We start from the raw sequence: 15,153 nt of genomic DNA, 5'->3' as shown, positions 1-15,153 counted from the left end.
GCCTCGCATGAGAAGGCCGCGACACAATCGACGGGGTGATCAGATGCTCAAGGTGAAGAAGGCCGTATTTCCGGTCGCGGGTCTCGGCACGCGGTTCCTGCCCGCGACGAAGGCGAGTCCAAAGGAGATGCTGCCAATCGTCGACAAGCCGCTGATCCAGTACGCGGTCGAAGAGGCGATCGCCGCCGGCATCACGGAAATGATCTTCGTGACGGGCCGCGGCAAGCGCGCGATCGAAGATCACTTCGACAAATCGTACGAAGTCGAAGCCGAGTTGCAGGCGCGCGGCAAGCAGGCGCTGCTCGACCTCGTGCGCAGCATCAAGCCGAGTCACGTCGATTGTTTCTACGTGCGCCAGGCCGAGCCGCTCGGGCTGGGGCACGCGGTGCTGTGCGCTGAACGGATGATCGGCGAGGAGCCGTTTGCCGTGATGCTCGCCGACGATCTCATCGATGGTCAGCCGCCGGTGCTCGCGCAAATGGTCGAAGTGTTCGATCACTATCACTCCTCGGTGATCGGTGTCGAGGAGATCGACCCAGCCGATTCGCGCTCATATGGCGTGATCGACGGCAAGCCTTGGGCCGATGGACTCTTCAAGCTTTCGCGCGTGGTCGAAAAGCCGGAGCCGGAGGCGGCGCCGTCGAATCTCGGCGTCGTCGGGCGCTACGTGCTGATGCCGCGCATCTTCGAGCATTTGCGCAAGCAAAAGCCCGGCGCGGGCGGCGAGATCCAGTTGACCGATGCGATTCAATCGCTGCTAGCGCACGAACAGGTGCTCGCGCATCGCTTCAAGGGCAAGCGGTTCGATTGCGGCAGCAAGCTCGGCTATCTGAAGGCGACAGTCGAGTTCGCGCTGCGTCACCCGGAAGTGGCGACGCAGTTCGACGCGTATCTGCGCGAACTTTTCGCGGCGCGGTTCGCGGCGGAACACGCGCCGGTGGTGGAAACGAACGGCGTGGCCGCGCCAGCCGCCAACGACGACGATTTGTCGGAAGCGATCGCTTAAGTCGCCTAGCGAAAGTACGCCTTGGTGTTCTCGTGAACGTCTTCGCGCCCGAGCAGTTCGTCGGGCAGCAGCCAGGCGTACTCGCTGTGCTGGTCGAAGCGGCCGATCGGCACGGTGCCGGAAAGGTGTATCGCGTAGGCGAGCACGATGTAGTGCGTCGAGATGCCGGGCGCGCCCGCGAAATTGTCGCCGTAACGGTGCTCGAACACGCCGTAGAGCCGTGACGACGACCGCTCCACGCTCGCGACGCCGAGTTCATCGTTGACGATGCGCGTGAACGCCGCGTCGATCGATTCGTCCTTCTTGATGCGCCCGCCCGGCACGAACCACGTGCCCTGCGCGGGGCGATTGCGCCGCTGTCCCACGAGTACTCGCCGCGTGCCGTCGGTGACGATCAGGTCGATCGAGACGAGTGGCGTGAGCCGGACGACGTCCAGAAAATCCGTCTCGCTAAGCATCTTTGCTCCGCTGTATTTATGTGTGTGTGTCCAGACGTCGGCCTCCCCGGTGCTCCTTTGGCCGCGCCTTCTTGCGTAGGTTATGTGTCCCGATGCCGCGATCGGGTGAACCGAGTGTAACGCGCGTCGAAAGCGAACACCCGTGCCGGGCACTGGCGAAATACGCCGAAAGATCGCTTCGGTGAGACAGGTTTTTTGTGCGCGTAGAATCGTGTTTTATGCGTTTAAGACGCTACTGTGCGGCGTATCCTGCGGGCGTTGTCACATTAGATCGCATGATCTGCGCGTTGTCGGAAACGACGTACACCGGCGATTCGGTGAGCGCCAGCGCCACGCGTCCGTTCCTGTACGGCATCGTGGACGCGTTGCCCATCATGTCGAACACGGTCACGTTGCCGGACTTGCCCGGCGAATCGACTGTCAGGCTGTAGTTCGCCGTGTACGTCGGGCTGAAGCCGCCCGCGCCCGGCCATACCGCGTTCCTGTGCGTCCATAGCGCCGTCACGACCTTGCCGCCATTCAGCCGCTGGAACGCATAGGCATAGACGCCCGTCGGCGTGTCGTTCACGGCCCCGAGCGTCGTCGTCCCGTCGATGAGACGCGTCATCGCCGCGACGCTCATCGCCGCCGGCTTCGGGCTGATTTGCGTCTGGCCGAAACCGCCTTGCGCGTTCACCAGATCGAAGAACACGCCGTAGCCCACTTCCGGCGGATCGGCGGAATAGAACACGAAGCTCACGTCCGCGCCTTCGCCGAGCAGGATCAGGTGCGTGCGCGCGACCACCGCGCCCTGCGCATACAGCACGTTCGCGTTCGGCGTGTTCGGCCCGTACTTCGTGCCGATGTCATAGCTCACACCGGTCTCGGTGACGAAAAGCTTCGCGCCCGGCTTGACGACGTCGGTCATCGTGCGGCGCAACTCGCGCATCGCGCCGGGGAGCGCCTTAGCCGGATCGCCGCTGTCGGCGAAACGCTCGGGCGGATGCGACGGCGACGTGCCGATGTCGTAATACCCATGCGCGCTCACGCCATCCAGGTACTTACCGATGCCGAGTGGCGCGAGGCGCTTCAGCCACGTCGTGTTGGTCGAAAGCTGCGAGAGCGTGAGACCCATGACGACGGCGTTCGGATCGGTCGCGTGGATCGATTCGTGGGTCGCCTTGAACATCGCGACGAGATTCGCGTCGGAATCGCGCCAGGGCAGGCCACCTTCGTAGTCGGGCTCCCAGGTGACCTGATAGTAATTGTTCGTCTGCTGCGGGAAGTAGCGCTTGCGCACCGCGTTCGATTCCTCGCCGACGCGCCGCAGATACGCGCGGTATTGATCGAACGACGCGGGCGCGTAGCTGTGCGTCCGCTCGTGCGTAGGGCTCGCCCAGCCGGGAATGCCGTCGAGCTGGATCAGCCGCAACAGGTCGCCGGGCTTGAAGAACGGCGTGAGGTTGTCGGCGGCGGCGTTGAACGTGTTCGGGCCCTTCGGCTCGGTCATGTACCAGTTGCGGTTGTCGTTGACCCACGTGAGGCCGAGGTTCGGATAGAGCGGCCGATAACCGTCGCCGGAACAGCACGACTCGCCGGGCTTCAGGTAGGCCGCGCCCTGTCCGCCGAAGCGATGCTGGTCCGGATGCACGTAGGTCACGGCGGGCAGCGCGGCGGAGACGTCGGGCAGCACGCCGAACGTCGCGATGCCGGCGGGCCGCGTGCCGCGCGCCATCAGCGCGGACTTTTTCGACGCGAAAGTCGCCGAGATCGCGAAGTAGCCGGCCGTCTGCGTCGTGCAAGACAGCGTATAGGTGCCCGCGCGCGCCGCGACGGGGAAGCGGCCGCTCGCGCGCACGGTATTCCAGGCGTCGCGGATCTGCCAGACGAGCGCATCGGCGGCAGCCGGGCGCACCGTGAACGCGATGCGCACCGGGGCGCCGCGCGCGAACATGCGCGTGCCGTCGCTGCCGGGGGTATCGGCTTCGATCGGATCGCCCGATTCGGTCGCGGGGCCCGGCGCGCCCGGCGCCTTGCAGTCGAGTTGGGGCACGGCGGGTGGCGCGCTTGGCCGCGTGTCCGCATCGGCGACGGGCGCCATCGATGCTGGCCGTGCCCCCGGCCGCGCCGCCGATACCGCCGGGCTCGCGTACCAGCAGCGCTTGTCGGCGCCGGGGGAGGGGTCGTCGAAGGCGGTGTTGTCGCAGACGACCTCGTCCGTGAATTCCTTGACGACGTGCTGGCTCGCCGTGCCGTACATCACGCGCGCCGTCCCGCGCAGCGCGCAGGTTGCGCCTTCGCGCGCGCACGGGAGCCACGTCGTGCCCTCGATCACCATCGATCCCGACGCGGGCGCAGGAGCCGCCGCCTTCTCATCCGACGACGCCCGTTCGCAGCCCTGCATCAAGACCGCCGCGATCAAGAGCGAGATCGCGCGGTACTGTTGCTTTTTTGCGACACTCGGTGAGCACGTTCGACGACGGCGAGAGGGTGGTTTCATAACGTCCGCAACTGGGTTTCACGACACGGCGACGGTCCGGCAAGCGCTTTTTGGCGCCGTGCTACCAAAATGAAACGTTTTTGGGACGCTTTCGCGGAGTGTGCGGTGCGCCACGTTTTTGTCCCGGCCCGTTGGCCACAAGGCTTGGCGGATGCATCCGGACCCCATTCGGTCAACCAAGCAACAACCTGCAAACACGCTCCACACAGCCAATCCAGCATAAGTCAGGCGTTTCGGGGCGGCTAGCCGTTGCGCTGAAGGTTGGCGGACCGGGACAGCCTTCGCGCGTCGCGCGCCGCGCATCCGCCGGGCGCCTGATCCACCCAGAATCCAGCGAGTATCAGGAGTGAAACATGGTCCGATGGTCTGGGCCGGGCTACCGCATATTGCCGGTCCGTTCGACAAATACCAGTAAAAAATACCGTATCACAACATGTCCCCGTTACATCATTCATCGGGGGATTAATCGCTCGTGTGGCGCCGGCGTTATGGCCCTTTGTCATGATTCATATGAAATGCATCAAGACGGATGGCGCTCACGCAGTGCGTCAAATAGCTAATGATTGGCGGACGCATCCGTAGACAAACGAACTGCGTATAGGGGACGAGGAACGCCGTCAGGCAGTGGTGCGGGGCAACATATGCATTCATACAAATCGGACGTGTTATTCACACATATAAAAGCGGTAAACGTTATCCACCGATTAATTCCGACCCCGCTGCCACTCCGATTTTAAAATGACAACCGATTAATATTTAATCGCCCTCTGGCAATTGCGGCGTCAATAAATTGCCTGTCAAAGTTGATTCAGATCGGTAACAAAGGTACCAAAAATGTTGAATCAAAAGAAAGGAGCCGAATCGATTGGACATTTCAATGTTGCATGGATGAATCAGTTTCTAACGTCTGAAGTTCTGCGTGCGCTAGCCCACAAACCCTGATGGGGCTTGGAGCGCCTTGTCCGACAAGGGATTCTCCGAAGCCGAGCCGCCAGAAATTGCAACCGGACTGGAAAGTGCTCTAACCGTTCGGGCGGAGATTGCGTTTGCTTTTTGCGCAATGCCGGCTTGTGGCAGGTCGCTGAATTCGGGGAAGGATTTCAATGTGCGTTCCGCCTCATAGCAGAACAGATTTCCCGGCTTCAGCGCGAAAATCGCAAGCGTAAAAAAGTTTGTCTGTTTATGATTCAAGCCAGCGGACCAATTCCGCCAACATCTCGCTTCCATCGGTCACGCGCAGCCTCCGTCAATTCGGCTACGACGATGATGCACCGCAATGGCAGCGAGCGTTCCACAGGTCGTGGATTACGCAAGCTGCAGAGGATGACCATGCCTTACGCCAATCTCGAACCCGCGGTCATGGGGTGGATACCCACTTCGACCAGAAGCTCGCAGTCCGAGGTGAGACGCATCGCAATCCTGCTGTACGACGGCTTTTCGCTCCTGGGCGCCGGCATCGTCGCCGAGGTCTTCCACATGGCGAACGAGCTGTCGTCGGCGAAGGGCCGGGCCGAGTGCACCTATGACGTGCGCTTCCTGTCGGTCGAAGGCGGCAACGTGGCGTGCTCGTCCTCGGTCCGGGTCTGGACCGACGGGCTCGATGCGCGCCATTACGGCGGCTTCGACGCGCTCTTCGTGGCGGGCGGCAAGGGCGCCGACGACGCGGCAGGCGACGAACGCATCATCGAATGGGTGCGCCGCGTTCATTCGAAGACGACGGTCGTCAAGTCGATCTCCGAGGGCCGCAAGGTGCTGGACGCGGCGGGCATCGGCAACGCGCACGAATCGCATGCGCGCTACGGGTCGAGCTCGATGATCCACGTCGTGCGCGACGAGCAGGCGAGCGAAGCGGGCGACCGCTATGAATCGATGAAGGGCGCGCTATTGATCGTGAAGCGCGACCTGGGACTGGACGTATCGCGAGGCGTGGCCGAACGGCTGATGCCGGGGTCCGCCGCGAAGCTGGTGTCGCTCCTCGGCGACAGTGGCGCGGCGACCGCCGGCGACAAGATCCGGGCGGCGGCGCGCTGGCTGCAGGACAACTGCGAGCGGCCGATTTCCGTGGTCGATGCCGCGCAGGTCGCGGCGATGAGCGAACGCAACTTCCTGCGCCGCTTCAAGATCGAGATGGGCATTACGCCGTCCGACTACCTGTTGCAGGCGCGCCTTGCCGTGACGTGCGCGCTCCTGACGGATTCGGAGCTGCCCGTCGACAAGATCGCGCGCAGGAGCGGCATGGGCAATGGCGACCGGCTCGCCAAGATTTTTCGCAAGCGCCTTCTGATCTCTCCGACCGAGTACCGGATGCAGAGCAGGCGCGATTCGAGCGGCTGAGGCGGCTCAAGGCAATTTCATTTCGCCGGCCGGGAGCGAAACGCACCCGGCGGCACACCGTTTCGAGCGGTATTCAGGCGGAGTTTTTTTCCGCGCAACGCAACATCCAGCAGGCAGGAGCCCGACGATGACGAAACACGATACGCAGGCCAAGGACGCAACCGGTTACGAGGGTGGGGTGGGGGTGGACGCAGCAGGCTCGGCCAGATTGGCCGAGCCATGCCGCTCGCTCGTGCCCGTCATCCTTGCCGGTGGCTCCGGCACGCGTCTGTGGCCGATGTCACGCGAGCAGTTTCCGAAGCAACTGATCGGCGTGGTCGGTCCCGACTCGCTGCTCCAGGCAACCGTCTCCCGCATGAAGGGCTTTCCCGGCGACTGGCAGGTCGCGGCCGAGCCCATCATCGTATGCGGTGAGGAACATCGTTTCACCACTGAAGAGCAAGTCCGTTCGAGCGGCGTGGCGGCGCGCATCATCGTCGAGCCCGCGCGGCGCGACACGGCGCCCGCGCTGACGCTGGCCGCAGCGCTCGCCTGCGCCGATGGCCAGGACGCAATCATCGTCGCGATGCCGGCCGATCACTCGATCGCCGACATCGACGCGCTCCACAGCGCGATCGACATCGCCGCGCGGCATGCGGAAGCGGGCGCCATCGCGACGCTCGGCATCCCGCCGACACGCCCCGACACCGGCTTCGGCTATATCCGCCTCGGCGGCGCGCTGCAAGAAGGCGCGCATCAGATCGACCGCTTCGTCGAGAAGCCGGCCGCCGAACTCGCGGCGCAATACGTCGCCGCCGGCACGTACTGGTGGAACAGCGGCATTTTCGTGGTGCGCGCGAGCGTGTGGCTCGCGGCGCTCGAACGCCTCCAGCCGGAGATGCACGCAGCGTGCGTCGCGGCCGTGAAGGAAGGACGCACGGACGGCGCCTATCTGCGCCCCGATGCAGACGCATTCGGCCGCTCGCCGTCCGATTCGATCGACTACGCGGTGATGGAGCACGTCGGAACGGCGAACGCGCCTTGCGCGGGTGTCGTGGTGCCGCTCGTCGCGGGCTGGTCGGACCTGGGTTCGTGGGACGCCGTCTGGGATGCGATGGAGAAGGACGAATCGGGCAACGTGGCCGCGGGCCGCGTCGTGTTCGAAGGCGCGACGTCGAGTTATGCGCGCTCGGAAGGCGGACGCCTCGTCGCATGCGTGGGGACGACCAACATCATCGTGGTGGAAACGGACGACGCGGTGCTCGTCTGCGACCGCTCGCGCGTGCAGGACATCAAGGGGCTCGTCGCACGCATCCGCGAAGAGCATGCGCCGGAAGCGGAAGCGCATCGCAAGGTGCGCCGGCCGTGGGGCTTCTACGACTCGATCGATCACGGCGACCGCTTCCAGGTGAAGCGCATCGTGGTGACGCCGGGCGCGCGCCTCTCGCTGCAGATGCATCACCACCGCGCGGAACACTGGACCGTCGTGTGCGGCACGGCGCTCGTGACGCGCGGCGAGGAGCAGTTCCTCCTGAGCGAGAACGAATCGACGTACATCCCGCTCGGCGTGACGCATCGGCTTGAAAACCCGGGCAAGGTGCCGCTCGAAATCATCGAAGTGCAGTCGGGCTCGTATCTCGGCGAAGACGACATCGTTCGCTTCGACGATACGTACGGCCGTAGCTGAAGCTAGCTGAATTTACAAAAACGACGGGACACGCAGCACGGCAGGGACACGGAGGAAGCGGCGGTTTGCGGTTCGTCATCGGAAAAGCAGGACGGGGAGAATCAGGATGCGCGATTTACAGGGACTACTGGCGCGGATATTCGACGTCGCAATGATCATCTGCGGCGCTGCTATCGCGTCGCAGATTCGTTTCGACAACATCGAAGCACATCGCTTCTACGTCGCGTTCGTCGCGTTCGCGGCCGCGTTTTCACTCGCGCTGTTTCCGTCGTTCGGCGTGTACGAATCGTGGCGCGGACGCTCGAAGATCGTGCTGGCGAGCCAGGTGTCGCTCGCGTGGCTCATCGTGCAGGCGTGCGCTCTCGTGCTGATGTTCTCGCTGCACCGCCTCGACTACGTGTCGCGGTTGTGGTTCGCCTACTGGACGGCGATGTCGGGCGGCTTGCTGATCGCCGGACGCCTCGTCACGCATGCGGTCCTCGCCCGGATGCGCAACGCCGGCATGAACCTGCATTCGGTCGCGGTCGTGGGCTGCGGGCGGCATTGCGAGTCGATCATTCGCAAGATCGACCGCTCGCCGGCTTCGGGCTTCCGCGCCTCGGCCGTGTGCAACGCGACGCCCGAAGCCGGCCCGATCAACACACGAGTGCCGGTATTCGAAGACATCGTCTCGTTCGTGAACTTCGTGCGCACGCAGAACGTGAACGAAGTCTGGCTCGCGCTGCCGCTGTCACACGAACGCACGATCCTGAAGTACGTCAACGAATTCCGTGACGACCTGGTGAACGTGCGCTTCATCCCCGATGTGCGGAGCCTTGCGCTCTTCGAATCCGGCGTGACGGATTTGCTGGGCGAAACGGCGATCAACCTGGTGGCGTCGCCGCTCTCGCCGAGCGCTCTGCTGCAAAAGGAACTCTTCGACCGCGTGTTCGCGGCCTGTGCGCTCTTTGCCGTCTCGCCGCTCCTGATCTGCATCGCGCTCGCGATCAAGCTCACCTCGCGCGGCCCGGTGTTCTTCAAGCAGCGCCGCAAGGGCGCGGATGGCCGCGTCTTCCAGATTTACAAGTTCCGCTCGATGCGAGTGCATGCCGAGCAGGCCGGGGTGGTTCGTCAGGCAACGCGCAATGATCCGCGCGTCACGCGTGTGGGGGCATTTTTGCGCCGCACGAGCCTCGACGAACTGCCGCAATTCTTCAACGTGCTGCGGGGTGACATGTCCGTCGTTGGTCCGCGTCCGCACGCGCTGGAGCACGATGATCTGTACCAGAAGGTGGTATCGGGATACATCCATCGTTATCGGATCAAACCTGGCATCACCGGCTGGGCACAGATCAATGGCTTTCGGGGCGAAACGGATCGCATCGAAAAAATGGAGGGACGCGTCGCACACGATTTGTATTACCTCGGGAACTGGTCGTTCGGCCTCGACATGAGAATCATCGCCGCAACGATCTTTAAAGGATTACGCCACACCAACGCTTACTGATGCAGGGGACGACCAATGCTCACTCAAAAACAATCAAGTACCACGTCGCTGACCAACAACAACCGTGGCACGTCCGGATTCCGGCTCGGCACACTCGCCGCCGCAGCAGCGCTGTGCACGCTCTTCGCAGGCTGCGGCCTGGCGCCGGGCATGCGCATGACCTCGCCGCCGACGCTGGTTGAAACCAGCAACGACGCCGGCGATCCGGCGACCGAAGTCAACATCCCGATCACGCCGATCGATCTGTCGCTCGTGCGCAAGATGCGTGCGCAGCCGGCGTCGACCGGTCCCGATCCGCTTGCGAGCCTTTACGGCAAGTCGGGTTCCTACGCGCTTGGCGTGGGCGACGTGCTGCAGATCACGGTGTGGGATCACCCTGAACTCGTAGCCGCGCTCGGCCAGCCGAATCCGAACACGCGCACGGCGGACGCCGCGCCCGGTTTCGTCGTCGATGCAGACGGCAACCTGCAGTTCCCGTATGTGACGAAGCCGCTGCACGTCGCCGGCAAGACTGCGGAACAGGTGCAGCGCGAGCTGTACAAGGAACTGTCGAAGGTGTTCGTGAAGCCGCAGATCACGGTGCGTGTCGCATCGTTCCGTTCGTCGCAGGTCTACATCGACGGCGACGTGCGCGCACCGGGCACGCAGACCTTCAACGACATCCCGATGACGCTGACCGAAGCGATCGGCCGTGCGGGCGGCTTCGCGCCGAGCGCCGACCAAAGCCGCGTCACGCTGCTGCGCGATGGCGCCACCTATACGATCAACATGGCGGCCATGACGCAGAAGGGCCGCAGCCCCTCGGACATCGTTCTGAAGCCGGGCGACTCGCTGCGCATCGATTCGCGCGAAGAGAACGGCATCTACGTGATGGGCGAAGTGAACAAGCCCGCCACCGTGATCCCGATGAAGAACGGCAAGCTCACGCTTTCCGACGCGATCTCGCAGGCAGGCAGCTTGAACCAGGAAACGTCGAATCCGAAGGAAACGTACGTGATCCGCAACGGCCAGAGCGACAAGCCGGAGATCTATCGCCTGGATGCGCGCTCGCCGGTTTCGATGCTGCTCGCCAACAACTTCGAGCTGCAACCGAAGGACGTTGTTTATATCGATAACAGCGGCCTGGTCCGATTCAGCCGCGTGCTTAACCTGCTGTTGCCGGCAATCAATGCTGGTTTGACCGCAGCCATCGTCACGAAGTAAGCCGTTCGCACGGCGCGCGCATTTCGCGCGCGCCGCCCAATGCGCAGTTCAGAACGTAGTTCAGAACGAGTGAGCGACACCATGGCCATGAACTTTGATACACGATATTCGGATGTATCGTCGGGGGACGAGTTACGGTTATCGGACTATCTGGCTGCCGTGCTAGGCAACTGGAAGCTGGTAACGGTTGTCATGTTGGCGGTCATCGCATTGGGAACAGCCTACGCGTTCCTCGCGCCTCCGACGTATCGCGCGGACGCCCTGATTCAAACGGAAGAAAGCAACGCCGGCGGCAATAACAACAACAACGCAAACGCCAACGCAGTCCAGACCGTCTCGCAGATGTTCGACGCCAAGTCGACCACCGCTGCGCAGATCGAACTCCTTCGCTCGCGCCTCGTCGTCGAAGACGCAGTGCGCCGCATGCACCTCGACATCATCGCCACGCCGCGCTACTTTCCGTTCGTCGGCGGCCTCGTTGCGAGCGCGTTCTCAGCGTTCGACAAGCCGATCCCGGCGGGCTACATGTCGCGCTTCGCATGGGGCAACGAGCAGATTCAAGTGCCGCTCTTCGATACACCGAAGGAGCAGTACGAAAAGACTTTCACGCTCGTCGCCGGAGAAAACGGCACCTATGTGCTGAACGATCCCAACGGCATCGCGATCCTGACCGGCAAGGTGGGCCAGGAAGTGTCGGGCACGAGCTCGATCGGTCCCGTGAAGCTGAAGGTCGAGAAGCTTGTCGGCGCTCCCGGCTCGCAATTCGAGTTGCAACGCTTCTCGACGCTCGGCACCATCGACGCGCTTCAAAAGCGCCTCACGGTGACGGAAACCGCGCTGCAATCGGGCATCATCAGCGTGAGCCTCGAAGGTGGCGACAGCAAGCAGGCAGCGGCGATCGTGAACAGCATCGCGCGCCGCTTCACGCAGCAGGACATCGAGAAGCGTTCGCTCGAAGCCGAGCGCACCCTCGCATTCCTCGACCAGCAACTGCCTGAACTGCGCAAGCAACTCGATGCGGCCGAACAGCGCTACAACACGTTCCGCAATCGCCAGGGCACGGTGGATCTCAGCGAGGAAAGCCGTCTGCTGCTGCAACAGATCGTCGATAACAAGACGAAGCTGAGCGACCTGCAACAGCAACGCGCCGAACTGTCGCTGCGCTTCACGGCGAACCATCCTTCGGTGCAGGCGCTCGATGCGCAGATCGCGTCGCTCGCCGGTGCGCAGACGCGTCTCGGCAAGAGCGTGTCCGTGCTGCCCGATACCGAGCAGACCGCGCTGCGCCTCCTGCGCGACGTGCGGGTCAACACCGAGCTCTACACGAACCTGCTCAACAGCGCGCAGCAACTGCGCATCGCGAAGGCGGGGCAGACCGGCAACGTGCGCGTCGTCGACTTCGCCGAAGCAGCCGACGATCCCGTGCGTCCGAAGCGCCTGATCGTGATCCTGATCAGCGCGGGCGTCGGCCTCGTGCTCGGTATACTGGTCGCGTTCGTTCGCAAGGCGCTGTATGGCGGCGTCGAGCGTCCGGAAGACATCGAGCGGCAACTGGGCGTGCGCGTCTTCGCGATCGTGCCGCGCAGCAATACGCAACTGCGCCTGCAACGCAAGGTCGGCCAGCGCACCGAAGGACTGCACGTGCTCGCCGCGCAAGCGCCGGAAGATGCGGCGGTCGAAGGGATTCGCGGGTTGCGCACGTCGCTGCAACTGCAACTGGAAGACGCGCGCAACAACGTGGTGATGCTGACGGGCTCGCGTCCGGAGGCCGGCAAGTCGTTCCTGTCGGTGAACCTCGCGACACTCGTGGCATCGACCCGCAAGCGCGTGCTCCTGATCGACGGTGACATGCGCCGCGGCGACATCCACTCGCATTTTGGCGTGCGTCATTCGCCGGGCCTCTCTGACGTGCTGATGGGCGCGGACGTGTCGAGCGCGATCCTGCGCGACGTGCTGCCGGGCGTCGACCTGATCACGAAGGGCTCGCTGCCGTCGCACCCGTCCGAACTCCTGATGAGCGACCGCCTTGGAGAAGTACTCGAAGAATTGAAACACCTCTACGACCTCGTCATCGTCGACACGCCGCCTGTCCTTGCGGTCACTGATGCCACCGTCATCGGCAAGCATGCCGGCACGAGCTTGCTCGTCGTGCGTCACGGCAAGAATCAAGTGCAGGAAATCGGCGAAACGATGAAGCGCCTCCATCACGGCGGCGTGAACATGAAGGGCGTCCTCCTCACCGACGTCCCGCAATCGAAGATGCTGATGGGCAGTACCTACGCAGGCTATTACGGATACGAAAGCATCTCCGAATAAAGATGCTGGCGGACACAAGTTCGGCGCGTGTCCGGCACGCGCCTTCTCGGCATGGCAAACAGGCGAGGTAGACAATGAACCGCAAAGTGGCTTTGATCACCGGCATCACGGGGCAGGATGGATCGTATCTCGCTGAGTTGCTGCTCGCAAAGGGCTACGAGGTACACGGCATCAAGCGCCGCAGTTCGCTTTTCAACACCGACCGCATCGACCATCTGTATCGCGATCCGCATGATCCGGACCAACGGCTCTTCCTGCACCACGGCGACCTGACCGATTCGACGAGCCTCTTGCGCATCGTCCAGCGCGTGATGCCCGACGAGATCTACAACCTCGCGGCGCAGAGCCACGTAGCGGTGTCGTTCGAGGAGCCGGAATACACGGCGAATGCCGACGGCATCGGCACATTGCGCATCCTCGAAGCGATCCGCATCCTGGGACTTGAAAAGAAGACGCGCTTCTATCAGGCATCGACGTCGGAACTCTATGGTCTCGTGCAGGAAATCCCGCAGCGCGAAACCACGCCGTTCTATCCGCGCAGCCCGTATGCGGTCGCGAAGCTGTATGCGTACTGGATCACGGTGAACTATCGCGAAGCGTATGGCATGTACGCGTGCAACGGCATTCTCTTCAACCACGAGTCGCCGGTGCGCGGCGAGACGTTTGTCACGCGCAAGATCACGCGCGCGATCGCACGCATCGCGGTGGGCATGCAGGACGATCTGTATCTCGGCAACCTGTCAGCGTTGCGCGATTGGGGTCATGCGCGCGACTACGTCGAGATGCAATGGATGATGTTGCAGCAGGAGAAGCCGGAAGACTTCGTGATCGCAACGGGCGTGCAGTACAGCGTGCGCGACTTCGTTCAGCAGGCGGCTCTTGAACTCGGCGTTCACGTGCGCTTCGAAGGCGAGGGCGTGGATGAAGTGGGCATCGTGGATCGCGTCGAAGGCCGCGAAACGAAGCTCGCGCCGGGCCAGGTGATCGTGCGCGTCGATCCGCGCTACTTCCGCCCGACCGAAGTCGAGACGCTCCTCGGCGATCCGACGAAGGCGCACGAGAAGCTCGGCTGGAAGCCGGAGACCTCGTTCTCGTCGCTCGTGAAAGAAATGGTTCGCTCGGACTTCCAGATCGCACGGCGCGACGCGCTCGTCACGCTGGCGGGCTTCAAGGCTCTCGAACATCACGAGTGAAACCATGGACAAGAACGCACGCATCTTCGTGGCGGGGCATCGGGGGATGGTCGGGTCCGCGCTGGTGCGGCGGCTCGCCAGCGCGGGCTACCGCAACATCGTGACGCGCACGCGTGCGCATCTCGACCTGACCGATCAGGGCGGCGTCAACCTGTTCTTCGAGGAAGAGCAAATCGATGTGGTGTTCCTCGCGGCGGCGCGCGTCGGGGGCATCTACGCGAACTCGACGATGCCTGCGTCGTTCATCTACGAGAACCTCGCGATCGAAACGAACGTGATTCACGCGGCATCGCGCTGGAACGTGCCGAAGCTGATTTTCTTCGGCTCGTCCTGCATCTATCCGAAGGCCTGCCCGCAGCCGATCAAGGAGGAGTATCTGCTCACCTCCGCGCTCGAGCCGACCAACGAGGCGTATGCGATTGCGAAGATCGCGGGCCTGAAGATGTGCGAGGCCTACAACCAGCAATACGGCACCAAGTTTGTGTCGCTGATGCCGACGAATCTCTACGGTCCGAACGACAACTACGATCTGCAAAGCAGCCACGTGCTGCCCGCGCTGATCCGTAAAGCGCATGAAGCGAAGCTGCGCGGCGACGGTGCGCTCGAAGTGTGGGGCTCGGGCACGCCGTGCCGCGAGTTCCTGCACGTCGACGATCTCGCCGACGCCGCGACCTTCATGATGGAAAGCGACATCGCCGAAGGCGTGTTCAACGTTGGCGTCGGTCGGGACTCGACGATTCGCGAGTTGGCGCAGACCGTGTGCCGCGTGGTGGGCTTCGAGGGCGAACTCGCGTTCGATGCGAGCAAGCCCGACGGCACGCCGCGCAAGCTGCTCGACGTATCGAAACTGGAGCGGATGGGCTGGAAGGCATCGATCATACTGGAAGACGGCATCGCCGCGACGTATGCGGACTTTCTCGCGCGATATGAAGGGCTTTCGCAGACGGCGGTCGCAGCATGAGCACGCACCTGAACGCGGACGTAAAGCGTCCCACTTCCAGGGAAGCCAAAA

Annotated in this window: 11 protein-coding genes; 8 read left to right on the top strand and 3 right to left on the bottom strand. The window is 63.3% G+C overall.

What is annotated here, in order from left to right; translation table 11 throughout:
* Nucleotides 1-43: 43 nt before the first annotated feature.
* Nucleotides 44-1,006 carry a UTP--glucose-1-phosphate uridylyltransferase GalU gene (galU, locus tag AWB65_RS14365; protein ID WP_087667789.1) on the top strand — a complete coding sequence of 321 codons (963 nt, stop codon included), beginning with the start codon at nt 44-46 and terminating at the stop codon, nt 1,004-1,006.
* Nucleotides 1,007-1,011: 5 nt separating this feature from the next.
* On the opposite strand, the gene AWB65_RS14360 is transcribed toward galU, so the two are convergent.
* From AWB65_RS14360 to AWB65_RS35590, 3 genes are all read right to left on the bottom strand, one after another.
* The gene (locus AWB65_RS14360; protein ID WP_087667788.1) at nt 1,012-1,464 is read right to left on the bottom strand and encodes a GDP-mannose mannosyl hydrolase; all 453 of its coding nucleotides are present in this window, start codon (nt 1,462-1,464) and stop codon (nt 1,012-1,014) included.
* Between the two features lie 232 nt (nt 1,465-1,696).
* A complete protein-coding gene (locus AWB65_RS14355) occupies nt 1,697-3,847 on the bottom strand; it encodes a hypothetical protein (RefSeq protein ID WP_087667810.1) in 2,151 nt (716 codons plus the stop codon).
* A 1,020-nt stretch (nt 3,848-4,867) separates the two neighbouring features.
* The gene (locus AWB65_RS35590; protein WP_125474131.1) at nt 4,868-5,134 is read right to left on the bottom strand and encodes a hypothetical protein; all 267 of its coding nucleotides are present in this window, start codon (nt 5,132-5,134) and stop codon (nt 4,868-4,870) included.
* A gap of 138 nt (nt 5,135-5,272) precedes the next feature.
* On the opposite strand from AWB65_RS35590, the gene AWB65_RS14350 reads away from it, so the two are divergent.
* The 7 genes from AWB65_RS14350 (at nt 5,273) to AWB65_RS14320 (ending at nt 15,102) form a co-directional block, all read left to right on the top strand.
* Entirely contained in the window at nt 5,273-6,277 is a 1,005-nt protein-coding gene (locus tag AWB65_RS14350) for a GlxA family transcriptional regulator (RefSeq protein ID WP_087667787.1), read from the top strand.
* Nucleotides 6,278-6,404: 127 nt separating this feature from the next.
* Nucleotides 6,405-7,943, top strand: a complete 1,539-nt coding sequence (locus AWB65_RS14345; RefSeq protein WP_087667786.1) for a mannose-1-phosphate guanylyltransferase/mannose-6-phosphate isomerase — start codon at nt 6,405-6,407, stop codon at nt 7,941-7,943.
* A gap of 106 nt (nt 7,944-8,049) precedes the next feature.
* On the top strand, nt 8,050-9,429 hold the full coding sequence (locus AWB65_RS14340; protein WP_087667785.1) for an undecaprenyl-phosphate glucose phosphotransferase: 1,380 nt from the start codon (nt 8,050-8,052) through the stop codon (nt 9,427-9,429).
* A gap of 15 nt (nt 9,430-9,444) precedes the next feature.
* Nucleotides 9,445-10,632: a polysaccharide biosynthesis/export family protein gene (locus AWB65_RS14335; protein WP_087667784.1), complete on the top strand. Its 1,188-nt coding sequence runs from the start codon at nt 9,445-9,447 to the stop codon at nt 10,630-10,632.
* A gap of 81 nt (nt 10,633-10,713) precedes the next feature.
* On the top strand, nt 10,714-12,948 hold the full coding sequence (locus AWB65_RS14330; protein WP_087667783.1) for a polysaccharide biosynthesis tyrosine autokinase: 2,235 nt from the start codon (nt 10,714-10,716) through the stop codon (nt 12,946-12,948).
* Between the two features lie 74 nt (nt 12,949-13,022).
* Nucleotides 13,023-14,141 (top strand): GDP-mannose 4,6-dehydratase, encoded by a 1,119-nt coding sequence (gene gmd, locus AWB65_RS14325; RefSeq protein WP_087667782.1) that lies wholly within the window; start codon nt 13,023-13,025, stop codon nt 14,139-14,141.
* Nucleotides 14,142-14,145: 4 nt separating this feature from the next.
* Nucleotides 14,146-15,102 carry a GDP-L-fucose synthase family protein gene (locus tag AWB65_RS14320; protein ID WP_087667781.1) on the top strand — a complete coding sequence of 319 codons (957 nt, stop codon included), beginning with the start codon at nt 14,146-14,148 and terminating at the stop codon, nt 15,100-15,102.
* Nucleotides 15,103-15,153 lie beyond the last annotated feature (51 nt).

The sequence above is a fragment of the Caballeronia humi genome (genome assembly GCF_001544475.1).
Classification (GTDB): Bacteria; Pseudomonadota; Gammaproteobacteria; order Burkholderiales; family Burkholderiaceae; genus Caballeronia; species Caballeronia humi.
Note: the sequence above shows the minus strand (reverse complement) of the source record. Positions and strands in the feature narration are given on the sequence as shown.

Coding starts and splice junctions, on each gene's coding strand:
- AWB65_RS14350 (WP_087667787.1), top strand. CDS start 5,273: ATGCCTTACGCCAATCTCGAACCCGCGGTCATGGGGTGGATACCCACT.
- AWB65_RS14335 (WP_087667784.1), top strand. CDS start 9,445: ATGCTCACTCAAAAACAATCAAGTACCACGTCGCTGACCAACAACAAC.
- AWB65_RS14330 (WP_087667783.1), top strand. CDS start 10,714: ATGGCCATGAACTTTGATACACGATATTCGGATGTATCGTCGGGGGAC.
- galU (WP_087667789.1), top strand. CDS start 44: ATGCTCAAGGTGAAGAAGGCCGTATTTCCGGTCGCGGGTCTCGGCACG.
- AWB65_RS14320 (WP_087667781.1), top strand. CDS start 14,146: ATGGACAAGAACGCACGCATCTTCGTGGCGGGGCATCGGGGGATGGTC.
- AWB65_RS14355 (WP_087667810.1), bottom strand. CDS start 3,847: ATGCAGGGCTGCGAACGGGCGTCGTCGGATGAGAAGGCGGCGGCTCCT.
- AWB65_RS14345 (WP_087667786.1), top strand. CDS start 6,405: ATGACGAAACACGATACGCAGGCCAAGGACGCAACCGGTTACGAGGGT.
- AWB65_RS14360 (WP_087667788.1), bottom strand. CDS start 1,464: ATGCTTAGCGAGACGGATTTTCTGGACGTCGTCCGGCTCACGCCACTC.
- gmd (WP_087667782.1), top strand. CDS start 13,023: ATGAACCGCAAAGTGGCTTTGATCACCGGCATCACGGGGCAGGATGGA.
- AWB65_RS14340 (WP_087667785.1), top strand. CDS start 8,050: ATGCGCGATTTACAGGGACTACTGGCGCGGATATTCGACGTCGCAATG.